At 71.9% G+C, this 20,997-nt stretch carries 17 protein-coding genes; 4 read left to right on the top strand and 13 right to left on the bottom strand.

What is annotated here, in order from left to right:
• Nucleotides 1-715: 715 nt before the first annotated feature.
• The 6 genes from BLU79_RS11670 to BLU79_RS11645 all read right to left on the bottom strand — a co-directional run bounded on the left by BLU79_RS11670 (nucleotide 716) and on the right by BLU79_RS11645 (nucleotide 10,316).
• A complete protein-coding gene (locus tag BLU79_RS11670; protein ID WP_093905633.1) occupies nucleotides 716-1,702 on the bottom strand; it encodes a hypothetical protein in 987 nt (328 codons plus the stop codon).
• Nucleotides 1,703-1,833: 131 nt separating this feature from the next.
• Entirely contained in the window at nucleotides 1,834-3,531 is a 1,698-nt protein-coding gene (locus BLU79_RS11665; protein WP_371131847.1) for an SWIM zinc finger family protein, read from the bottom strand.
• A 1,220-nt stretch (nucleotides 3,532-4,751) separates the two neighbouring features.
• Nucleotides 4,752-7,601, bottom strand: coding sequence for a DEAD/DEAH box helicase (locus BLU79_RS11660; protein ID WP_093905631.1), 2,850 nt, complete (start codon nucleotides 7,599-7,601; stop codon nucleotides 4,752-4,754).
• 110 nt (nucleotides 7,602-7,711) lie between these two features.
• A complete protein-coding gene (locus BLU79_RS11655) occupies nucleotides 7,712-8,293 on the bottom strand; it encodes a sugar kinase (RefSeq protein WP_093905630.1) in 582 nt (193 codons plus the stop codon).
• On the bottom strand, nucleotides 8,290-9,438 hold the full coding sequence (locus tag BLU79_RS11650; RefSeq protein ID WP_093905629.1) for an ROK family glucokinase: 1,149 nt from the start codon (nucleotides 9,436-9,438) through the stop codon (nucleotides 8,290-8,292). The genes BLU79_RS11655 and BLU79_RS11650 overlap by 4 nt, the downstream gene beginning before the upstream one ends.
• Nucleotides 9,439-9,578: 140 nt before the next feature.
• Nucleotides 9,579-10,316, bottom strand: a complete 738-nt coding sequence (locus tag BLU79_RS11645) for a GntR family transcriptional regulator (RefSeq protein ID WP_177001011.1) — start codon at nucleotides 10,314-10,316, stop codon at nucleotides 9,579-9,581.
• Between the two features lie 129 nt (nucleotides 10,317-10,445).
• Here BLU79_RS11645 and BLU79_RS11640 point away from each other — a divergent pair, with 129 nt between their 5' ends.
• A complete protein-coding gene (locus tag BLU79_RS11640) occupies nucleotides 10,446-11,468 on the top strand; it encodes a Gfo/Idh/MocA family protein (RefSeq protein ID WP_093905627.1) in 1,023 nt (340 codons plus the stop codon).
• Between the two features lie 34 nt (nucleotides 11,469-11,502).
• On the opposite strand, the gene BLU79_RS11635 is transcribed toward BLU79_RS11640, so the two are convergent.
• From BLU79_RS11635 to BLU79_RS11625, 3 genes are all read right to left on the bottom strand, one after another.
• On the bottom strand, nucleotides 11,503-12,681 hold the full coding sequence (locus BLU79_RS11635; RefSeq protein WP_177000983.1) for a cytochrome P450 family protein: 1,179 nt from the start codon (nucleotides 12,679-12,681) through the stop codon (nucleotides 11,503-11,505).
• Between the two features lie 44 nt (nucleotides 12,682-12,725).
• The gene (locus BLU79_RS11630) at nucleotides 12,726-13,415 is read right to left on the bottom strand and encodes a response regulator (RefSeq protein ID WP_093905626.1); all 690 of its coding nucleotides are present in this window, start codon (nucleotides 13,413-13,415) and stop codon (nucleotides 12,726-12,728) included.
• Between the two features lie 61 nt (nucleotides 13,416-13,476).
• Nucleotides 13,477-14,721, bottom strand: coding sequence for a sensor histidine kinase (locus BLU79_RS11625; protein WP_093906014.1), 1,245 nt, complete (start codon nucleotides 14,719-14,721; stop codon nucleotides 13,477-13,479).
• Nucleotides 14,722-14,899: 178 nt separating this feature from the next.
• Between BLU79_RS11625 and BLU79_RS11620 the strand changes: the two genes are divergently transcribed.
• Nucleotides 14,900-15,100, top strand: coding sequence for a hypothetical protein (locus BLU79_RS11620; protein WP_093905625.1), 201 nt, complete (start codon nucleotides 14,900-14,902; stop codon nucleotides 15,098-15,100).
• 61 nt (nucleotides 15,101-15,161) lie between these two features.
• Here the strand turns inward: BLU79_RS11620 and BLU79_RS11615 are convergent, their stop codons facing one another.
• On the bottom strand, nucleotides 15,162-15,548 hold the full coding sequence (locus tag BLU79_RS11615; protein ID WP_093905624.1) for a guanyl-specific ribonuclease: 387 nt from the start codon (nucleotides 15,546-15,548) through the stop codon (nucleotides 15,162-15,164).
• 156 nt (nucleotides 15,549-15,704) lie between these two features.
• On the bottom strand, nucleotides 15,705-16,331 hold the full coding sequence (locus tag BLU79_RS11610; RefSeq protein WP_093905623.1) for a dihydrofolate reductase family protein: 627 nt from the start codon (nucleotides 16,329-16,331) through the stop codon (nucleotides 15,705-15,707).
• A gap of 167 nt (nucleotides 16,332-16,498) precedes the next feature.
• Here BLU79_RS11610 and BLU79_RS11605 point away from each other — a divergent pair, with 167 nt between their 5' ends.
• Nucleotides 16,499-17,266: an SDR family oxidoreductase gene (locus BLU79_RS11605; protein WP_093905622.1), complete on the top strand. Its 768-nt coding sequence runs from the start codon at nucleotides 16,499-16,501 to the stop codon at nucleotides 17,264-17,266.
• Nucleotides 17,267-17,431: 165 nt separating this feature from the next.
• Here the strand turns inward: BLU79_RS11605 and alc are convergent, their stop codons facing one another.
• Both alc and allB read right to left on the bottom strand, forming a co-directional pair.
• A complete protein-coding gene (gene alc / locus BLU79_RS11600; protein ID WP_093905621.1) occupies nucleotides 17,432-18,547 on the bottom strand; it encodes an allantoicase in 1,116 nt (371 codons plus the stop codon).
• A 50-nt stretch (nucleotides 18,548-18,597) separates the two neighbouring features.
• Entirely contained in the window at nucleotides 18,598-19,938 is a 1,341-nt protein-coding gene (gene allB, locus BLU79_RS11595; RefSeq protein ID WP_093905620.1) for an allantoinase AllB, read from the bottom strand.
• A 250-nt stretch (nucleotides 19,939-20,188) separates the two neighbouring features.
• On the opposite strand from allB, the gene BLU79_RS11590 reads away from it, so the two are divergent.
• The gene (locus BLU79_RS11590; RefSeq protein ID WP_093905619.1) at nucleotides 20,189-20,986 is read left to right on the top strand and encodes an IclR family transcriptional regulator; all 798 of its coding nucleotides are present in this window, start codon (nucleotides 20,189-20,191) and stop codon (nucleotides 20,984-20,986) included.
• Nucleotides 20,987-20,997: the final 11 nt, after the last annotated feature.

Genomic DNA, 20,997 nt, shown 5'->3' with positions numbered 1-20,997 from the left:
GGTGAACTGCCCCGCCGCGCGGGCCTCGTCCAGCGTGGTCGCCCCGGGCTTGCGCAGCAGCCCTTCCAGGTAGGTCCAGGCGGCTACCGGCTGCCGTAGGAGCCCTGGTGACGACGAGTGCGAACATACAGGTCACAGCGGGACGACGAGGCCGGCCGCGAGCTCGGCCGGCGGTCGGGCACGGGTCGCGACCGGGGCACTGACCGCGCTGACCGGGGCGGAGCGCCGCACGACTACGCGTCGTCACTGCCTCTTTGCTCCGCGTTCTTGAAAGCGGCGTGCCGGAGTACAACGGGACCCAGGCCGGCCCCTGCGCGCCATCGTAGATCGCTGTTCACAGAAGCCCCGCCGGAAGCACCCCGGCGGGGCTTCGTCGTCTCCCTGCGCTCTCACACAGCTCTCACCAACTGTGCGGACTCCCCCGGACAATAGGGCCCTGACCTGGCAATACGCAACTGCCCTGGACCGCCTGGGCGCCCGTGGACGGTCTCTACAACCTGTGCCACGTCGTGCCGAGCGAAGGGCCGAGGATGAGGACCGGGGCGTCTTAGGGGCCGTCGAAGCGGTACTGGAGGGCAGGGGTCTTCGTCTCACTCACCGCTCCACGCTAACGTCCGAAGCTGAACACCGGACCCGGGGACCCCACGTCCCCACACCTGGCTCCCGCAGATCAGCGGGGAACTCTCACACGGCCTTCACGGAACGCCGCCCCGGCTCAGCCGCGGACGGTGATCCCGTACCGGTTCCGCATCCGCCGCAGCTCCCACAGCGACACGGCGGTCACGGACAGCGGCCCGCCCAGCAGGGAGCAGAACTGGAAGACCGGCGGGCCCTTGGGCATGCCGCTGTCGATCAGGTTGAAGACCGCGAGCACCCACACCAGGACCGTGGTGATCACGGGCGGCAGCATCGCGTGGACGTGGGCGGTGTTGAAGGCGCTGCGCGCCGAGTACAGCGACGCCATGAAGAAGAAGGGAAACCCCCACACGATCACGGCCAACGCCGCGAAGGCGATCACATAGCCGAACCAGTCCCTGCGGTTGTCGAGTGCGCTCTGGGCCGCCACGTAGAGGACCCCGCCGATGACAACCACCGTCAGCACGTACCAGCCGACCGCCTGGAGCGGGGCACGGAGCCGGGAGCGCAGCAGCGGCCGCTGTTGCGGGGGTGCGTAGAGGATGAACCCGAGGATGACCAGCGGTCCGGCGCAGATCAGCAGGACCGGGGCGATGATCAGGTTGGCGACGCCGTCCGTCCCCGCGTCCTCCCATCGGTCCGCCTCCACGCCGTAGACCAGGATCAGTGCGAGGGTGGCGATGACGCCGAGCACCGTGCGGGCCACTTGGACCCGGTCCACGGTGCGGTCCTCGATCCGGCCGTCGCCCTCCTGCACGAAGAGCCGGGTGGCGACACGGTGCGCGGAGCGGAGGACGGCGCCGGCGAGGAAGAAGACGGAGAAGTACCACAGGCGGCTGCGGCTGCGGCGGCGGGGCGCGGGAGTGGGGGCCGGTGGTCCGTACGGGAACGGGTTCTGGTTCGGATAGGGGTTCGGCGCGGGCGGGCCGTATGGGCCGCCCGCGGGCGGAGGCCCGTAGGGGTTGTTGGCCGGCGCCCCCGGAGGATTGCCCCAACCCGGGCCGCCCGGTCCGTTGTTGCCGGGTTGTCCCGAGCCCGTTCCCGGACCCCATCCCCCCGTTGCCATGTCTCTCCCACCGTTGATTTTCGGCCAGTTGCTGTGTCGCACGGCGACATCGCGGCAGTGTAGTGGCTCGTGGAGCGGCTCAAGTGTCGGCTTCCACAACGTTCGTTGTCGTGCACCGCTCTTGGGCCTTGTCAGCCTTCCGGCGAGGTGCCCAGGCCGGTCAGGGCGCCGACCGGGTCGAGGTCGGGGGTGCCTCGGGGCCACCAGTCGTCGTGGCCCGGTTCCGACTCGTACGGGTACCAGAGGCCGTCGCGGCCGAGGCGGAGCTGTATATGGCCGCGGGGGTGGGTGAGGCGGTTGCGCCAGGGGCGGAAGGCCGGGAGGTCCGCGGCGAGGAGGAGGGGGCGGGCCCGGTCGAAGCGGCCGGCGGGTGGGTCCCAGGGTTCTTCGAGTACGGCGAGACCCTCCAGGCCGCCCTGACGCCAGGCGGCGACCGCGCGGGCCAGATCGGCCGTCGTGCGGTCCGCGGCGGAGGCGAGCGAGGAGTACAGCGCACGGGTGGTGGCGGTGAGGCCGGAACCGGGGCGGGCGGCGGCGAGCCGTACCGCGTCCTGCCACAGGGTCACTTCGGCGACCGGATCGCGACCGGTGCTCAGCAGGGCGTGGGCACGGGCGGCGGCGTCGGTCGCCAACTGGTCCAGCGCGAAGGGGTCCGGGCCGCCGGGTGCCGCCGGGTAGACCGGGGGCTGCTCCGGGTGCGCGGGTACGGGCAACGGGGGCGGCAGGGGTGGGAGTCGGCGGTCCGGCGTGAGGGCGTCGGTGGCCCGCACGCCCGGGAGGGGCGCCGGCTCCCGCTCCTGGGCGGCACGCGCCGCTCGGGCCGCGTTGCGACGGGAAAGGGCGTCGAGCAGCCCGCGTTCACCTCGGCCGCGCAGCAGGAGCAGGACGAAGGGGTCGGCGTCCAGCAGGCGTGCGGTCTGGTAGCAGAGGGCGGCGGCGTGCTTGCAGGGGTGAGCGCGGTCGGGGCAACTGCAGTGCGGATCGAGGTCGCCGGGGCCCGGCAGCAGGGGCACGCCGCACTGGGCGAGGGACTGCGGCATCTCCTTGTCGAGCAACGCGGCGATATGTCCCGGCCTATCGGCCGCGGCGTCCAGGAACCGCGCCCAGTCGGCGTCGTCGAGCGTCCGCAACCGCACCTGCACGCGGTAGGGCCGCGGCCGACTGCCCCGCACATAGGCCAGCACAAGCCCCGGCGTCACGGTGATGGCGTCGACATGCCCCTGCTCCGCGTAACCGCGTCCGCGGGCAAGCCGCTTGGGGTCGAGGGCGCCCTCTTCCAGAGCGGTCACCCAGGCGTTGCCCCACCAGGTCTCGGCGAAGCGGGCGCCGCCGTCGGAGGGGCGGGGGGCGAAGGCGGGGAAGGTACGGCGGAGTTCACCGTCGCGGCCGGGGGCGGCCATGGAACGGGGGACTTGAGGGGTGGCGGGAGCGGCCGGATCGGGGGATGTGTGGGGTGCGGAGGGCGCTGCGGGGGCAGAGGGTGCTGTGGGAGCGGGGGGTGCGGCGGGTGCGGTTGCGGAATCGCCGCGGGGGTCGATCGTGGGTGCGGTGGGATCGGCCGGAGTAGGTGCCGGAGTAGATGAGGGTTCGTTGCTGGTGCTCGCCGAGTGCGCTGTGGGTGGCTCTCCCTTGAGTGCGCGCCGGTCGGTGGTCGGCAGGGGTGCCGTGGTCTTGGAGGAAGGTGTGGCGGGGGCCGGAGTTGACCGCGAGGCCGAGGTGGGGCTCGTCGGCTGGTTCCGCCGCTGCGCGGACGGTTCGGGCGTAGCCGAGTCATCGCCGGGCGAGTCCAAGGGCGGCATCTGGAAGGCACCCGCCAGCAAGCTCCGCACATCACGGACACGCCGGACCTCTGCACCGCTGCCCGCGCCTCGTCGGCCCTCGGAACCGGTCGGCGCGGTTCGGCGCGACCGTCGTGTGCCCTCGGTTCGCTTGTCAGCCGCGTCCGCCTGAGCCAGCCGCCTCTCCTTCAGGGCGGCGCGCAACGCCTCACGGGCGACATCCGCGGGACGTGCCTCTCCTCGGCGGGACGCGGCGTCGGACGCCTCCACCGAGGATCCCCCGGCGACACCGCCCCGATCCAAATCCAAATCCGCATCAGGACGCGCCCGTCCCCCGCCCGACACGCCATCAGCATCGGCAGCCTCCGCCGAGGATCCCCCGGCGACATCGCCTCGATCCGCATCCGCACCGGGACGCGCCCCTCCTCCGCCCGACACGGCATCGGCAGCCTCCGCCGAAGTTCCCCCGGCGGCACCAGCCCACCCCGCACCCGCACCGGCACCGGCACCGGCACCGGCCGCAAGGGATACCGCCCGCCGCAGCGCCGCACGCGCCGCATCACCCGGCCGAGGTGCTGGGTGGTCGTGCCTCTCCCGCTCCGACTCCCCTCCGACAGACGGCGGCCTCGCCGCCGAATCCAGACCCTCGGATTCCGCCGACGCCTTACCCGGCCCTGCCGAAGTCGCGGACGCCTCACCCTGCCCTGCCGAACGCCCCGACGCCTCACCCCGCCCTACGGAACTCTCCACCCCCGCCGCTGGGCCAGGACCGATGGCTTCCCCGGCCGCGCCCTGCCCCGCAACATCCCCCGACGCCGAGCCCTGCTCTGGGGCACTCCCCGACGCCGAACCCCGCTCCGTGACACCCCCCGCAGCCGCCCCCGCCACCGAACCCCGCCACGCAAAACCCGCCGCCCCCGCGCCCCGCCTCCCCACATCCCCCGGCACCGACTCCCGAGCCGCCGATTCCCCCGGCACCGCCCCATGCCCATGCCCCACGCTCCTCCCCGGCGCCTCCTCCCGCCCTTCGCGCCCCTCTCGCCGCTCCCGCGCAGCCCGCAGCGCCCGGCGTGCCGCGTCGGCCGGTCGGGGCTCGGAGTCCCTCTGTCGACTCGGCTCGTCCGTGGCCGGCTTGGAGTCCGTGGGCGGCTCGTCGGCGGACATCTCGAACTTCTCCGCCTTCTCCACCTTCTCTGTGTTCTCCGCCTCCTCCGCCTTCCCCGCGTTCTCCGCCTCCCCACCGGCCGAACTCCCCCACTCACCCACCCCGCTCATGACTCCCTCCGCAGCGAAACGAGGTCGGACAGCTCACGGGCCGTCAGTTCCGTGAGGGCGGACTCGCCGGAGCCGAGGATCGCGTCGGCCAGGGCCCGCTTGGATTCGAGCATCTCCGCGATGCGGTCCTCGACCGTGCCCTCGGTGATGAGGCGGTGGACCTGGACGGGCTGGGTCTGGCCGATGCGGTAGGCGCGGTCGGTGGCCTGTTCCTCGACGGCCGGGTTCCACCAGCGGTCGAAGTGGACGACATGGCCCGCACGCGTCAGATTCAGGCCGGTGCCCGCCGCCTTCAGGGACAGGACCAGGACCGGGGTCGCACCACTCTGGAAGCGGTCCACCATCCGTTCCCGGTCCGGGACCGGCGTGCCACCGTGCAGCAGCTCGACCGGAACCGCCCGAGCGGCGAGGTGGGAGGCGATCAGCCGGGCCATCCCCACGTACTGCGTGAACACCAACACCGAGCCGTCCTCGGACAGCACCGTGTCCAGCAGTTCGTCCAGCAGCGTCAACTTGCCGGAGCGCGCGGCCAGTCGCTCCGTCACCGTCGCTGCCTCCTCCTTCAGATACAGCGCGGGATGGTCGCAGATCTGCTTGAGGGACGTGAGGAGCTTCAGGACCAGGCCCCGGCGCGCCATCCCCTCCGCCGTCTCGATGGCGAGCATCGACTCACGCACCACCGCCTCGTAGAGCGCCGCCTGTTCACGGGTGAGCGGGACCGGGTGGTCCGTCTCCGTCTTGGGCGGCAGCTCGGGGACGATGCCGGGGTCGGACTTCTTGCGGCGCAGGAGGAAGGGGCGGACCAGGGCGGCCAGCCGGGTCACCGCGTCCTCGTCCTCGCCGTTCTCCACCGCGCGCGCGTGCCGGGCGCGGAAGGACTTGAGCGGGCCGAGCAGGCCCGGTGTCGTCCAGTCGAGCAGGGCCCACAGTTCGGAGAGGTTGTTCTCGACCGGTGTGCCGGTCAACGCCACGCGCGCGGGTGTCGGGATGGTGCGCAGGGCCTTCGCCGTCGCCGAGTACGGGTTCTTGACGTGCTGCGCCTCGTCGGCGACGAGCATGCCCCAATCGTGCTGCGCCAGGGTCGGTGCCGTCGACCGCATGGTGCCGTACGTCGTCAGGACGAAGCCGCCGTCCAGGTCCTCCAGGGTGCGGTCCGGGCCGTGGAATCGGCGCACGGGGACGCCGGGCGCGAAACGGGTGATCTCCCGTTGCCAGTTGCCGAGCAGCGAGGCCGGGCAGACCACCAGGGTGGGGGCCGTACGGGCGCGCTTCAGATGCAACGCGATGACCGTGATCGTCTTGCCCAGTCCCATGTCGTCGGCCAGGCAACCGCCGAGCCCCAAGGACGTCATGAGGTCCAGCCAGGCCAGGCCCCGGAGTTGGTAGTCCCGCAACGTCGCCCGCAGTTCCGGCGGCGGTTCGGCCGGCCGCACCCCTGCCGTCAGGCGGTCGCGCAGGGCGGCCAGGGCGCCGACCGGTACCGCCTCGACCGTCTCGCCATCGACCTCCGCGCTGCCGGTGAGGGCGACGGAGAGCGCGTCGACCGGGTCGAGCAGGCCCAGTTCGCGCTTGCGGGCCTTGCGGACGAGGCCGGGGTCGACGAGCACCCAACGGTCCCGCAGCCGGACGACCGGGCGGTGCCCCTCGGCGAGCGCGTCCATCTCGGCCTCGGTGAGCGGGTCGCCACCGATCGCCAACTGCCAGCGGAACTGGAGCAGTTGCTCACTCTCGAAGAAGCCGGTGCCGTCGGTCGCCGAGCCCGGTGCCGGGCGTACGACTGCCGCCGCGCTCAGGTCCTGCGCCAGGTCCCGGGGCCAGTGGACCGCCACCCCGGCCGCGGCGAGCCGGGTCGCCGCCACGCCCAGGAGATCGCCCAACTCCTCGTCGGACAGGGCGAGTGCGTCGGGCGCATCGTGCTCGGTCAGCCGGTCGAGCGGCGCCCACACCCGGGCCGCGCGCCGCACCGCCAGCGCCGCGTCCACCCGCGCACGTGGTCCGAACGCCGCGTCCGCCTCGCCGGACCACAGGGCGGCCGCGTCGGCCACGAGGGTGGGGTCGGCGAGGCTGTGCACCTGGACGATCGCCGCGCCCGCACTGCGTACGCCGTCCCCGCCCTCCCCGCTGTCGTCGAAGAGGTCGTAGGCCGACAGGTCCAGGCGGAGCGAGATCCGCACGCCCGCGTCCATGCCCGCGGCGACCTCGGCCGCCCAGTCGTGCGCGTCGGGCAGGCGCTGGGCCTCGCGCGCGGCGAAGGGCCTCCCCGAGACGTGCGGGGCGGCCGGGGTGCGGGGCAGGGTGTCCGCCACCGCGTCCAGGAAGGAGCGCATCAGCGCCTCCGGCTCGGGCAGCCGCAGCGGGCCCGGGCCGGTCAGGGGGACCGCATGCCCTTCGTGGGGCAGGGCCGCGGCGACCGCTCGCAGGTGCGCGATGTCGTCCGGGTCGAGAGGGCCCGCCCGCCAGGCGTCGTGGCCCGCCGGCGTCAGGCCGGGCAGCAGCCGGCCGCGCGCGGTGAGGCGCAGGGCGTGCAGCGCGGCCGCTCCCCAGCAGGCGGTGGCAGGGTGGGCGGCCGGGTCGCGCCGGGCGCGCACGAGCAGCGGCAGCGCCTCGCCGAGCGGCAACGACAGCGCGGGGGTGGTCCTGCGGCGGACTCCGGCTCCATGACGTCGTACGACAGTGAGTTCGCTGTCCACACCGGGCAGCGGGCCGCCTTCGGGATCCCAGAAGGCCATCCGCCCGTCGCGCGGGAGGGGCGCGGGCAGGAAGACGGCCGCGAGCCGGACGGGGACTGTCTCCCCGGCACGCTCGGCCACCGTGGCACCGCCGCTGTGCGCGACCCTGTCGCTCATACGTCCTGTCACCTCCCGCCCACGAGTCGGATCAACCGTCTTCGACTCTACGGGCGGGGTCTGACAATCGGCCCCGGCGGCCCGCTCGGGCCGCGCACCTCACGGCCTGATCAAGGAACCGTGCGCGAGACGACGTACACGAACGGATGGTCCGGATCGGACATGTTCACGACGAGGTCCTGCGTGGGATGCGGGTTCTTCTGCTCGCGGATGAGGCCGTACCACGGACCGGGGCCCTTGAAGTCCCAGCCGGTGATCTTCTGGTCACGGGCGCTGATGGAGATGTCGTCCGGCTTCAGGTCGTCCCGGTCGAGGCCCATGGTCTTCAGGTAGGAGTCGAGGTTGTCGCCGGTCGTCTCGAACTGGACGTACAGACGGCTGGTCCGCCAGTTGTTGGTCTCGTAGTACGCGACCTTGTACGACGGGACCGGGATCGTCACCTGGTAGATGCGGCGCTGGACCCTGGACGGCCAGCCCTCGGTGAGACCGGTCGCCGAGTACTTCGCCTCCTTGTCCTTGCCGCTGTCGCGGCTCTGGTTGGCGGAGATCACCAGATAACCGGCGGGCACGCCGATGAGCAGCCCGATGATGAGCAGGGTGAGCGCCCTGCGCCGGATCATGTGGCGGCGGTCCTCGGCCGGCTGCTGTGGCTCGTCCGGGGAGTCGGCCTGGCGGGGTACGGTCACGGTCACGCCGACCCCTGCGACGACCGGCGGGCCTCCGCGAACCGCGCGTAGCGCTCGTACCGCTCGACCCGGCGCCGGTTGGCGCGGCGGAAGCGGCGGGCGACCAGGCGGGCCAGGTCCGCGGCGCCGACCATACCGGCCTCGGGGCCGAGCTGCGCGCGCGTGATGCGGGCCTCGGGGCGGTAGCCGCGGCCGGTGAGGTGGCGCTTGAAGGCGTCCCGCGCGGGGCCGATCAGCAGGTCGTCGGCGGCCGAGACGCCGCCGCCGATGACGAAGCAGGAGGGGTCCAGGGCCGCCGCGAGGTTGGCGATACCGACGCCGAGCCACTGGCCGATGTCCTGCAGCAGCTCGATGCACATGGCGTCGCCCTCGCGGGCCAGCTCGGTGATCATCGGGCCGGTGATGTCGCCGATCTGGCCCTTGACGTGCTCGATGATCCCGTACGCCACCGGGGAGTCGGCGGCGGCCAGCTCCTTCGCCTCGCGTACCAGCGCGTTGCCGGAGCTGTACTGCTCCCAGCAGCCGCGGTTGCCGCACGCGCAGCGGTGCCCGCCGGGCACGACCTGCATATGGCCGAACTCGCCGGCGACGCCGTACTTGCCCCGCTTGACCTGGCCGTCCTCCAGGATCGCGCCGCCGATGCCGGTGCCCAGCGTGATCATGACGAGGTGGTCCTCGCCCCGGCCGGCGCCGAAGCGCCACTCGGCCCAGGCGGCGGAGTTGGCGTCGTTGTCGACCAGGACGGGCACGGCGAGCCGACCGGCGAGGCGGTCCCTGAGGGGCTCGTTGCGCCAGGACAGGTGCGGTGCGAACAGCACGCGGTTGCGGTCGGCGTCGACCCAGCCGGCCGCGCCGATGCCGACGGCATGCACATCGTGGCGGTCGGACAGGTCCAGGACCAGCTCGACGATCGTGTCCTCGACGACCTTCGGGCTCTTGGACTTGTCCGGGGTCTCCGTGCGGAGCTTCTCCAGGATGTTGCCGTCGGCGTCTACGACGCCCGCCATCACCTTCGTGCCGCCGATGTCGATACCGACCGTCGGAACCCGGGGTGCGGTCAGGTGTGACCTGCGTTCCCGGGGGCCGACCGTTCGGAGCACGGGGGCTCGGCGGGAGCCGATGGGGGCGGTGAAGTCGCGGTAGGTGCTCATCAGGGCCGATTCTGCCGCACGCTCACGCTGGGTGCCGAACGGGGCGGAAAAGGGGGGCGCAGCTCACAGCGCTTTGTCCGGACATTGCGACCAGCCGGGTTCGCCGGCCGTCCCGGATCAGGACCGTACGACAGCGGCGCTCATGGCCGCACGAGCAACTGGAACTCGAACGAGTACCGGCTCGGACGGTAGGTGTGGGTGCCGTACTCGACCGCTCGGCCCGTGTCGTCGAACGTCACGCGCTGCATGGTGAGCAGCGGGGCGCCCTCCTCCTCCGCGAGGCGTTCGGCCTCGGCGGCGGTGGCGCCGCGGGCACCGATGGTCTGGCGGGCGCTGTGCAGGGTGATCCCGGCGGCGCGCATCAGGCGGTAGAGGCCGGTGGCCTCCAACTGCGCGGTGTCCAGGTCGATCAGGGCTGGCGGCAGGTAGTTGCACAGGTACGCCATCGGCTCACCGTGCGCGAGGCGCAGCCGCTCGATGCGGTGGACGTCGCTGTCCTCGGCCACCCCGAGCGCTGCCGCCACCTCGGCGGACGCCTGGACGACGGTGTTGACGATCACCTTGGTCGCCGGGCGCTGGCCGGCCGACTCCAGGTCGTCGTAGAGGCTGCTGAGCTCCAGCGGTCGCTTGACCTGGCTGTGCACGACCTGCGTCCCGACGCCTCGGCGGCGCACCAGCAGGCCCTTGTCGACGAGCGACTGGATGGCCTGGCGAACGGTCGGCCGGGACAGGCCGAGGCGTGCGGCGAGTTCGATCTCGTTGCCCAGCAGGCTGCCGGGGGTGAGCGCTCCGTGCTCGATCGCGGCCTCGAGCTGCTGGGACAGCTGGAAGTACAACGGCACCGGACTGCTCCGGTCCACACTGAGCTCGAGTTCCACGGTCGGGTCCACCTCTGATTTCGGCACGGGCCGAGCGTAGCTCTACGCGTTGTTGACGGGAAGTAGTGTAGTTCGATTGTCCTGACATATGCATTGACAGCGTACGCACTGAACCCGCACTTTGTTTCCATGCGCATCGGGGTCATCGGTACGGGCCGCATCGGCACGATCCACGCCAACACGCTCAGCCGGCACCGCGACGTCGGCTCCCTGATCCTCACGGACGCGGACGCCACGCGGGCCCAGGCGCTGGCGCACCGGCTGGGCGAGACGGCGGCGCCCGGGGTGGACGAGATCTTCAGGTGGGGCGTGGACGCTGTGGTGATCACCACAGCGACGTCCGCCCATGCCGAACTGATCGGTCGGGCAGCACGGGCGGGGCTTCCGGTGTTCTGCGAGAAGCCCATAGCGCTCGATCTGCCGGGCACCTTGCAGGCGATCGGGGAGGTGGAGACGGCCGGGACGATTCTCCAGATGGGCTTCCAGCGCCGCTTCGACCCGGGGTACGTGGGCGCGCGCGAGGCGGTGCGGTCCGGGCGGCTCGGGCGGTTGCACACTGTGCGGGCGCTGACCAGCGACCAGGCGCCGCCACCGGCCTCGTGGCTGCCGCTGTCGGGCGGGCTCTACCGGGACACGCTGATCCACGACTTCGACATGCTGCGCTGGGTGACCGAGCGCGAGGTCGTCGACGTGTACGCGGCCGGGTCGGACGCCGGGCCCGCGATGTTCCGAGAGGCCGGTGACATCGACACTGCGGCGGCCGTGCTCACGCTGGACGGCGGCACGCTCGCCACGGCGACGGCGACGCGGCTCAACGGTGCCGGGTACGACGTGCGCATGGAGCTGGCCGGGGAGTTGGACCAGATCGTGGTCGGTCTGGACGACCGTACGCCCATCGCGTCCACCGAGCCGACCGGGCCGCCCGCGGCGGACAAGCCGTGGTCGGGGTTCCTGGAGCGGTTCGGGCCGGCGTACGAGGCTGAGCTGAACGCGTTCGTGGAGGTGGTGCGCGGGGAGCGGGCCAACCCCTGCGACGGGCGGGAGGCCTTGCAGGCGCTGCGGATCTCGGAGGCCTGCGAGGTGTCGCGGCGGGATCGAAGACCGGTCGCGCTCGGGGAGATCGCGGGCGGGGCCCAGGCCGCGGCTCTGTGACGTCCGGATCAGGAAACCCACGGCGCCCGGTCCGCTACCAGCGCACCGGCAGGTTCCGCATCCCCCGTATCAGCACGCCCGGCAGCCACTCCCCCGGCGGACCGTCCGGCGCCAGGTCGGGAGTTCGCTCCAGCAGGGACCGTATCGCCGTGCGGGCCTCCAGGCGGGCCAGGGGTGCGCCCAGGCAGTAGTGGATGCCGTGGCCGAAGGCGATGTGGCCTCGGGTGTCGCGGCGGATGTCGAAGGTGTCGGGAGCGGCGTAGCGGCTCGCGTCCCGGTTGGCCGCGGTGAGGCCGACCAGCACCGGTTCGCCCTTCTCGATGGGGACGCCGGCGATCTCCAGGGGCTCGGCGGCATACCGGAACGTCGCCGTCTCCACCGGGCCTTCGTAACGCAGCATCTCCTCGACCGCTCCGTCGAGGAGGGTCATGTCGGCGCGCAGGGCGGCGAGTTGATCGGTGTGGGTGAGCAGGGCGTGCACGCCGCTGGTGATGAGGTTGACCGTCGTCTCGTGCCCGGCGATCAGCAGAATGAAGGCCATGCCCCGCAGTTCGTCCGGGGAGAGCCGATCGCCGTCCTCGGCCGTGGTGCGGATCAGATCGCTCAGCAGGTCTCCGCCGGGCCCGGCGCACCTCTTGTCCTCGATCAGGTCGGTGAAGTAGGCGCCCAGGGCGACGAAGGCGTCGACCTCGCTGCCCGGACTGGTGGGTGCGATCGCCTCCGTCGACATCTTGCGGAACTCCACGCGGTCCATCTCGGGCACGCCGAGCAGTTCGCAGATGACGGTGAGCGGCAGCGGGTAAGCGAGGGACTCCACGAGGTCGGCGCGGCCCCGCGGCAGCATTTCGTCCAGCAGGTTGTCGGTGATCCGCTGGATTCTCGGCCGCAGCTCCTCCACGCGGCGCATGGTGAATGCACGCGCGATGAGTCCGCGCAGCCGGGTGTGCTGGGGCGGATCCGTGGCCAGCAGATTCTTCCCGATCAGCTCCTCCTCGAGCGACTTGAAGCCGACCTTGGCGCCGTCCTTCGAGAGCCGCTGGTCGGCGAGCGCCGCGCGTCCCTCCTCGTGCCCGACGACGAGCCACACCTCGGACTGCCAGTCGGGCAGCCGGACACGGTGCACCGGGCCCCGTTCCCGTAAACGCGCGTACACCGGATGCGGGTTCTCGCGGAACCCCTCTCCGAACTCCCCCAGGTCGATCACGTCTGTCATGACGCTCCCCCTCCCACCACACCGAGAACGCACGGGCCCCCCGACTAGTGCCCGTCCTCCTCCAGTTCCTCCATTTCCTCCAGCAGTCCCGCGTCGTACGCCAACAGGGCGATCTGCACACGGTTGTTGAGGTCGAGCTTGGCCAGGACGCGGGAGACATGGGTCTTGACGGTGGCGACGCTCATGAAGAGCTCCGCGGCGATGTCGGCGTTGGACAGGCCCCGGCCCACCGCGACGGCGACCTCCCGCTCGCGGTCGTTGAGCGCGCTGAGCCGCTCACGCGCGCGCGTGCGGCGCGTGTCGGCGGCGGTGCCTGCCGCGTGGTCCATCAACTGGCGGGTCACGGTGGGCGACAGGACCGGGTCACCGGCCGCGACACGGCGCACGGCGTCGACGATCTCGGCGGGCGGGGTGTCCTTGAGCACGAACCCGGCGGCTCCGGCGCGCAGGGCGCGCAGCACCTGATCGTCGGCGTGGAAGGTGGTCAGCAGCACGACCTGCGGGGCGTCCTTCCGGCCGCGCAGCCGCTCGGTGGCCGTGAGCCCGTCGACCGACGGCATCCGGATGTCCATCAGGACCACATCGGGGCGGACACGGTCGACCAGCGTCTCGACCTCGGCGCCGTCGGCCGCCTCACCGACGATCTCGATGTCGTCGGCACCGCCCAGCATGAAGGACAGGCCTGCCCTGACCAACGGGTCGTCATCGACGAGGAGGAGTCTGATCGCAGTCATGTGCCTTACGTAATCACGGTTGTACGGCGTGCAGGTGCCGGACGGTGTGGAGTGCCCGGCGTCATCCCCACGGCAACCAGGACCGCACCTCGAACCCCCCGTCCGCGGCCGGCCCGTGCTCCAGCCGGCCGCCCGTCAGCGTGGCCCGTTCCGTCAGGCCGATCAGGCCCTGCCCGGAGCCGGGCACATGCGGCACCTCGCCCTCGGGCGCGGGATTGCGCACCGCCACGGACAGGCCCTCGCCCGGCGCTCCGGTCACCGTCACGGTGACCTCCGTGCCGGGGGCGTGCTTGCGGGCGTTGGTCAGCCCCTCCTGGGCGATGCGGTAGGCGGTGCGGCCGACGGAGGCGGGCACCGCCGCCGGGTCGGTGACGCGCTGGACGAGGGTGACCTTCATGCCCGCCTCGCGGGACTCGGCGACCAGCGCCTCCAGGGCCGCGAGGGTCGGCTGCGGGCGGCCGGCGTCGTCGGGCTCGCCCGCCCGCAGCACGCCGATGATCTCCCGCAGGTCCTGGAGGGCCTCGTGGGCGCTCTCCCGGATGACACCGGCGGCCCGCACGATCTCCTCGCGGGGCGCGTCGGGCCGGAACTCCAGCGCGCCCGCGTGCACGCTGAGCAGGGTCAGCCGATGGGCGAGGACGTCGTGCATCTCCCTGGCGATGGCCTCACGGGCGAGCCGCTGCGCCTGCTCGGCACGCAGCCGCGCCTCCGTCTCGGCACGCCGGGCACGGTCGCGCAGGCTCAGCATGAGCTGCCGTTTGGACCGTACGAACATCCCCCAGCCGACCACCGTGACGGTCAGCAGCGAGGCCAGGGCGACCGCCCAGGGGTACGACAGGTCGGGCTCGGGGCGGAACACGAAGTACACCGGGTTCAGTACCGCGTACGTCCCGGCCACCCAGGCCACGTACCGGAAGGGCCGGTGCACGGCGAGCGTGAACAGGGCGACCAGGGCGGCGCCGCCCGAGGTGCTCGACAAGAGGCCGACCGGAACCATGGCGGCGGCGAATCCGACCGGCCAGCGGCGCCGCAGCCACACCGCGGCGCAGGAGAGCGCGCCCAGCAGTTGGTCGAAGGCGGCGTAGCCCACGGGAAGGTTCTCGTCCTTCATCGTGTCCGCGGCCAACAGACCGATGATCACGGCCAGCAGGAAGCAGGAGAAGTCGACCACCCAGTCGCGCGCGGTACGCCGGGGGCGTCCGGAGCGCTCGGGGTCGAGGTCGAACTCCTTGATCAAGGCGGAGGGCAGCAGCCAGCGCCGCCCCGCGAACGCCTGCGGTGCGGACACCTGCTTTTCACCACTCACGGTCGACAAATCTACGCAGCACGGGGCCCCGGCGCGCCCTCGCGGGCGTGATCGACGACCAAAGTCGTGGCATCGGAGACCTTGGTCGCGGCGAGTCACCCGGAACGTGGACTTCCGTCGGACATGGCTCGCCCCGCGGCCGATTGGCGTGGGGGGTCCGCGGGGCGAGAGTCATGGCATGAAGCAGTTGCTGGAGATCCTCGGAGTCATCGCCCTGGCGCAGGGCGTCGCCGGCCTGGTGAACGAGTTCACAGACTGGGACTGGGGCCTTGTGCAGGGTCTCGACTTCCTCGACGGCTTCGAGATCTACGCGAGCGTCGCACTGCTCGTGCTGGCGTTCGCGCTGTTCGCAGCCGCCGCGAGCCGGAAGTCCGGCTGAACGCGGACCGGACTTCCGGCCGATCGCGCCGTTCCTCGGCGCCGACCGTGATCTCGGGGGCTCAGCAGCCGTAGTTGATCAGGTCGAACGACTCGTAGTGGTCGGCCGTGTAGTAGTCCTCCTGGTTCTCCTCACCGGTGACGATGCGGCGCGCACCGCGCGTGGAGGAGCCCGGCGTGATCACCGTGTACTCGTGGTAGTAGCCGGAGGACTGGCTGGGCAGGATGCCTTCCCGGTTCTGGAAGACGGTGCCGTCCTGCGAGTAGGGGAAGGGGCCGCCCTGCTCGATCAGGTCGAGCGTGTCGTAGGCCTGCGACGGCAGGTCGCTGTAGCAGATGCTGCCGACCGCGGCGGCCGCCGGGGTCGCGGTGACCGTGCCGCCGACGAGGAGGGCGGACAGGACGGCGGCTGCGGCGCCGATGCGGGTGATTCGTGGGGGGAATCTCATGGCTTCATGATGACGCGCGTAGACAGTGGCATGTCAATGACAACGTTGGAGATTTTCCCGGCAAGTCCGATGAGTTTTCGGGAAGTTAACGTGCGCCCCGACGTCCTCACCCGATCTCCATGAGGATCTCCTGCGAGGACGCCGGCGCACGAGTCGTCACGCGCTCTCGGGAAGCCCGAACGTGCCGTAGTCGGGGCGTCCCGCCAGGTCGTAGGAGTGGATGGCGACGCCGGTGCTCGTCGTGCGGCCCCCGGTGTGCTCGAACTTGGTGGGCACGGCGCCCTCCGCGAACAGGCGGTGGCCCGTGCCGAGTACGACCGGGAACGTCAGCAGATGGAGGGTGTCGACGAGGTCGTGGGCCAGCAGCGACCTGACGAGGGCGCCGCTGCCGTGGACCTGGAGTTCACCGTCGGTGCGCTCCTTCAGGGCGGTGACCTCCTTGGCGAGATCGCCGCTGATCACGGTGGTGCCGGCCCACTCGGGGTCCGTCAGCGTCGAGGAGGCGACGTACTTCGGGAGGGCGTTGAGCTTGGACGCGACCGGGTCGGCGGGGTCGGTCACCTTCGGCCAGAACCCCGCGAAGATGTCGTACGTCCGGCGTCCGAGGAGGAAGGCGGCCGGGCGCCCGAAGACCTCGTTGATGAACTGGCCGAATTCGTCGTCGGCGTACGGGAAGACCCAGCCACCGTGCTCGAAGCCGCCGCGGGTGTCCTCCTCCCGGCCGCCGGGCGCCTGGTAGACGCCGTCGAGCGTGACGAAGAGGGTGGAGACGAGCTTGCCCATGAGGAGTGCCTCTTTTCGGGGGTGCGGTCTGCTGTCATCACCTCAGACCCCATCCGCACCCGCAACTCATCGGTGGGCCGGGTACCGCCGCGCCAATGGGTGAGCCCCACGATCTCGGTGTCCGTTCGCCGCCAGCACTTCGGTTCGCGCGGCGCTGGACTGGACCCATGACAACCACCTATGAACCCACGACAGCCACTCACGGAACCCTGCACGGCAAGGTGGCCCTGGTCACCGGCGGCAGCCGCGGCATCGGTGCGGCTACGGCGCTGCGGCTCGCGCGGGAGGGCGCGGACATCGCCGTGACCTATGTGCACGGCAAGGAGGCGGCCGAGGAGGTCGTACGGGCCGTTCAGGCGCTGGGGCGGCGGGCCGTGGCCCTGCGGGCGGACGCCGCCGACCCGGAGGAGGCGGCCGGCGCGGTGGGGCGTACGGCTGAGGCGCTCGGGGGCCTGGACGTGCTCGTGAACAACGCCGGGGTCGGTGTGCTGGGCCCGCTGGAGGGCCTGTCGCTCGCGGACGTGGACCGGGTCCTCGCCGTGAACGTCCGGGGCGTCTTCCTGGCCTCCCGGGCGGCGGCGGCCCGCATGACCGCCGGGGGCCGGATCATCACCGTCGGCACCTGTATGACGCAGCGTGTTCCGGGCCCCGGCGGAACGCTCTACGCCACCAGCAAGTCGGCCCTCATCGGGCTGACGAAGGCCCTGGCGCGCGAGCTGGGCCCTCGCGGGATCACGGCGAACATCGTCCACCCCGGGCCCATCGACACCGACCTGAACCCTGCTGACGGGCCGTACGCGCCCGGCCAGGCGGCGATGACCGCGCTGGGGCGCTTCGGCACGGCCGACGAGGTGGCGTCGACGGTGGCGTACCTCGCCGGGGCGGACTACGTCACGGGTGCGGAGTTCTCGGTGGACGGGGGCCACTCGGCGTAGGCCTCCAGCGGTTGGGCCGGATTGCGGTGCGGGTGTGTGGGGGTGGCCGTTGCTGGGGGCTGCGGCCCCCAGACCCCCGCTTCGGCCCCGAAAGGGCCTCGTCCTCAAGCGCCGGACAGGCTGAAATGCCCGTACCGGCGCTTGAGGACGCGAGGCAGTCCGTCCTCAGCCGCCCAGCTCCTGGTGCCGCGCCGCCAGCCCGGCCGCGCCCTGCTCCGTCAGCGAGCCGAACAGGCGCAGTCGGGAGATGCCGCCGTCGGGGAAGATGTCCACGCGCGCGTGGGTGCCGACGGCGGGGGTGGGCAGCACGAAGCGGTGGTTGGTGTCGGGCTGGAGACGGGTGCGCGGGAGGATCTCCTGCCAGTCGCCGTCCTCACCGTCCTTGACGGAGACCGACGCCCAGCCCGCGCTGTTGCCCTTCAGGTACGCCGTGTCGATCTCGATCGCGCGGATGTGGGACTGGGACACCAGGCGGTAGCGGATCCAGTCGTTGCCCTGGTCCCGGCGGCGGCGCGTCTCCCAGCCGTCGTCCATCTTGCGGGAGCGGCCCGGCTGGATGGTGTTCGACGCCGGGGAGTAGAAGAGGTTCGAGGCGTCCTCGGCCTGGCCGCCGTTCTCCAGGGCGACCACGTCGAAGGTGCCGAGTACCTCCAGCCACTTCGGGTCCGGGGCCACCTCGCCGTAGACACGCAGGCGCGCGATGCCGCCGTCGGGGTGCTGGTTGACCCGGAGGTGGGTGAAGCGCTGTTCGACGGCGATGGAGAAACCATTCTCCGCGTGGCCGCCGACCGGCGTGCGCGGCACCAGCGTCGTCCACTTCACGTCGTCCGCGAGCAGTTCCTGGGGCGACGGAGAGCCCGGCACCGAGGTGCCCTCGACCGACACCGCCTGCGGGTAGTTGCCACGGAAGTGGGCCGTGTCGACGACGATCCCGCGGATCACGCCGGGCGCCCCGAGCCGGACCAGCGCCCAGTCGTGGTCCTCGGCCGTCGGCCACGGGTGCTCCGCGGAGGCACCGCGGCGCCGCCGGGTCTCCCAGCCGTCCATGATCTTGCCCTTGTGCCCGAAGTGCTCGGGGTCGAACTCGGCCCGCTCGGGCACCAGCAGGTTCTCCCGCTGGGCGAAGAACTCGTCGTTGGCGGCGATGACACCGGCGCCCAGCCGGCGGTCGGCGAGGTTGGCGTACTGGGTGAAGGGGAAGTCGGCGGTGCGGTAGTCCGCGTACGGGTCGCCGCCGCCGTAGGGGTTCGCGTCGCCGGTGAAGCTCGGTATCGCCGTCACTTGGGTGTGCCTTTCGGGAGTCGGCCGCTGCGGGTGCGGGGGAATCGGTATCAGTGGTCGCGGGTGAGCAGCCGCCCCTTCGGCTCGGTGAACTCGCCGCCCTGGACGATGCGTTCGCCACGCAGCCAGGTCGACTTCACGACGCCGTACAGGGTCTTGCCCGCGTACGCCGTCACGCGGTTGCGGTGCTGGAGGGCGGCCGGGTCCACGGTGAACGTCTCGTCGGGCGCGAGGACGGCGAAGTCGGCGTCGCGGCCCGCCTCGATGGCGCCCTTGCGGTCGTCGAGGCCCACGAGCTGTGCCGTCCGCGCGGACATCCAGCGGACCACGTCCTCCAGGCCGTGACCGCGCTCGCGCGCCTCGGTCCACACCGCCGCCAGGCTCAGCTGGAGGCCGGAGATGCCGCCCCAGGCGGTCGCGAAGTCGTCAGTCTTGAGGTCGGCCGTGGACGGCGAGTGGTCGGTCACCACGCAGTCGATCGTGCCGTCGGCCAGCGCCTGCCAGAGCAGGTCCTGGTTGGCGGACTCACGGATCGGCGGGCAGCACTTGAACTCGCTGGCGCCGTCGGGGACTTCCTCGGCGGTCAGGGTCAGGTAGTGCGGGCAGGTCTCCACGGTGATCCGTACGCCCTCCCGCTTGGCCTCGGCGATCAGCGGCAGCGCGTCGCTCGACGACAGGTGAAGCACATGCACACGCGCGTGGAGGCGCTTCGCCTGGGCGATCAGCTGGGCGATCGCCGTGTCCTCCGCGTCGCGCGGGCGCGAGGCCAGGAAGTCGGCGTACTTGGGGCCGGCCTGCTGCGGGGCGGCGTCCAGGTGGTGCGGGTCCTCGGCGTGCACGATCAGCAGGCCGCCGAAGGAGGCGATCTCAGCCAGGGACTGGGCGAGTTGGTCCTGGTTCAGGTGCGGGAACTCGTCCACGCCGGACGGCGACAGGAAGGCCTTGAAGCCGAAGACGCCGGACTCGTGCAGCAGGCGCAGGTCCTTGACGTTGTCGGGCAGGGCGCCGCCCCAGAAACCGACGTCGATGTGCGCCTTGTCGGCGGCCACGTCCTGCTTGGTGCGGAGGTGGTCGACCGTCGTCGTGGGCGGGAGGGAGTTGAGCGGCATGTCGACGAGGGTGGTGATGCCGCCGGCCGCCGCGGCGCGCGTGGCGGTCCAGAAGCCCTCCCACTCGGTGCGGCCGGGGTCGTTGACGTGCACGTGTGTGTCGACCAGGCCGGGCAGCAGGACGTCGTCGCCGAGGTCCTCCAGGCGTGCTCCGGACGGGACTTCGGCGTCGTACGGCAGCACTGCCGTGATCTTTCCGCCGGCGACCGCGACCGAGGCGGCACTCGTCCCCTCGGGTGTGATGACGCGCGTCGAGCGCAGCACCAGTTCAGCGTCGGACACCCGGACCCCTCTCTGCCGCCGTTTACTTCCGCGTAACGGAATTCAACTTTCTGTTGAAGGAGTCTTCACTCCCGTTTCCGCGCCGTCAAGGGCACACTTCTCCACAGTGCACCCAACCCGCGCACTCTGGACGTTTCCACAAAGCGGAATTAGAATTCCAGCAAGCAGAACGTAGCTACGTACAACCGGGGAGTCAACCGACTGCCGGGTAGGCTTCTGCCCTTCCCGCCAGTCCCGAAAGGAACGCGCCGTGCCGACGTCCAGCGCCAGCACCACCGACTCCGCCAAATCCAACGGCGGTGGGGTCCAGTCCCTCGAGCGCGCCTTCGACCTGCTGGAACGGATGGCGGATGCGGGCGGCGAAGTCGGCCTGAGCGAGCTCTCCGCGAGCAGCGGGCTGCCGCTGCCCACGATCCACCGCCTCATGCGCACGCTCGTCGCCTGTGGCTACGTCCGCCAGCAGCCCAACCGCCGCTACGCCCTCGGCCCGCGCCTGATCCGCCTCGGCGAGTCCGCCTCCCGGCTGCTCGGCACCTGGGCCCGGCCCTACCTCGCCCGGCTGGTCGAGGAGACCGGCGAGACGGCGAACATGGCCCTGCTCGACGGCGACGAGATCGTGTACGTCGCCCAGGTGCCGTCCAAGCACTCGATGCGCATGTTCACCGAAGTGGGCCGGCGCGTGCTGCCGCACTCCACGGGCGTCGGCAAGGCACTGCTCGCCGGGTTCCCGCCGGAGGAGGTGCGCGCACTGCTGTCCCGTACCGGCATGCCCGCCGCCACGGAGAAGACGATCACCACGCCGGACGGCTTCCTCGCGGCCCTGGAGGACGTACGACGCCACGGCTACGCGGTCGACGACAACGAGCAGGAGATCGGCGTCCGCTGCCTGGCCGTCTCCGTCCCCGACTCCCCCACCGCGGCGGCGATTTCCATCTCCGGTCCGGCCGGGCGGGTCACCGAGGCGGCGACGGACAAGATCGTGCCGGTGCTCCAGCAGGTGGCCGGGGAGCTGTCGGAGGCGCTGGCCAGCCAGAACCCCGCGTCATGAGGCGGAGCCGG

It is taken from the genome of Streptomyces sp. cf386, from assembly GCF_900103585.1.
Taxonomy (GTDB): domain Bacteria; phylum Actinomycetota; class Actinomycetes; order Streptomycetales; family Streptomycetaceae; genus Streptomyces.
The sequence above is the reverse complement of the archived record's forward strand: the minus strand, read 5'-3'. Positions and strand labels throughout refer to the sequence as shown.

What these genes read in the sequence shown, in the direction of transcription:
- BLU79_RS11620 (WP_093905625.1), top strand. Translation starts at nt 14,900, where the DNA reads ATGAAGCAGTTGCTGGAGATCCTCGGAGTCATCGCCCTGGCGCAGGGC.
- BLU79_RS11635 (WP_177000983.1), bottom strand. Translation starts at nt 12,681, where the DNA reads ATGACAGACGTGATCGACCTGGGGGAGTTCGGAGAGGGGTTCCGCGAG.
- BLU79_RS11650 (WP_093905629.1), bottom strand. Translation starts at nt 9,438, where the DNA reads ATGAGCACCTACCGCGACTTCACCGCCCCCATCGGCTCCCGCCGAGCC.
- BLU79_RS11630 (WP_093905626.1), bottom strand. Translation starts at nt 13,415, where the DNA reads ATGACTGCGATCAGACTCCTCCTCGTCGATGACGACCCGTTGGTCAGG.
- BLU79_RS11610 (WP_093905623.1), bottom strand. Translation starts at nt 16,331, where the DNA reads ATGGGCAAGCTCGTCTCCACCCTCTTCGTCACGCTCGACGGCGTCTAC.
- BLU79_RS11660 (WP_093905631.1), bottom strand. Translation starts at nt 7,601, where the DNA reads ATGAGCGACAGGGTCGCGCACAGCGGCGGTGCCACGGTGGCCGAGCGT.
- BLU79_RS11615 (WP_093905624.1), bottom strand. Translation starts at nt 15,548, where the DNA reads ATGAGATTCCCCCCACGAATCACCCGCATCGGCGCCGCAGCCGCCGTC.
- BLU79_RS11605 (WP_093905622.1), top strand. Translation starts at nt 16,499, where the DNA reads ATGACAACCACCTATGAACCCACGACAGCCACTCACGGAACCCTGCAC.
- BLU79_RS11670 (WP_093905633.1), bottom strand. Translation starts at nt 1,702, where the DNA reads ATGGCAACGGGGGGATGGGGTCCGGGAACGGGCTCGGGACAACCCGGC.
- BLU79_RS11640 (WP_093905627.1), top strand. Translation starts at nt 10,446, where the DNA reads ATGCGCATCGGGGTCATCGGTACGGGCCGCATCGGCACGATCCACGCC.